Origin of the sequence: Streptomyces sp. MA5143a, from assembly GCF_900290235.1 — a bacterium.
Lineage (GTDB): Bacteria > Actinomycetota > Actinomycetes > Streptomycetales > Streptomycetaceae > Streptomyces.
The window spans coordinates 1-505 of the sequence record NZ_OLMK01000165.1 but is presented as its reverse complement, the minus strand read 5'-3'; the positions used below and the strand labels follow the sequence as shown (position 1 = coordinate 505).

At 75.2% G+C, this 505-nt stretch carries 1 protein-coding gene; it reads left to right on the top strand.

Annotation, left to right across the window (positions count from 1 at the left end; translation table 11 throughout):
• On the top strand, positions 1–473 hold a 473-nt coding region (locus SMA5143A_RS42335; protein WP_181362303.1), incomplete at its 5' end, for a substrate-binding domain-containing protein.
• Positions 474–505: the final 32 nt, after the last annotated feature.

Sequence of the window (505 nt, the reverse complement as noted above, 5' to 3'; positions counted from 1 at the left end):
ATGAGTCCGCGCACCGGGGTCTGGACGGTTTCACCAAGGCCGCCGCGGAGCGTGGGCTGACCGTGCGCACGTACCGCTGCGGCGACGACCCCGACTCCGGGCAGGCGTGTGTGGAGCGGATCCTGCACGACGACCCGGCCACCACGGCCCTGGTGACCCTGAACGAGGCGGCCCTGGGCGGTCTGTACCGGGGGCTCGCCCACGCGGGCCGCCATGTACCGCGCGACTTCTCCGTGACCGGAGTGGTGGCGTCGCGGTGGGCTCAGACGGTGACCCCGCAGCTCACCGCGGCGGACGTACCGGCGGAGGAGATGGGCCGGCGCGCCGTCGACCTGCTCATCGAGCGCCTCGACCACCCCGGCGCCGCTCCCCGCCACCACCTCCTCGCTCCGCCGATCTCCCTGCGGGCCAGCACCGGCCCCGCAGGCGGCGCCCCCTTCACCGAGGCCCCGGCACCCGTCAGCCCCTCCTGAACCGCGACTCCCGCGACTCCCAGAGCCGCCGA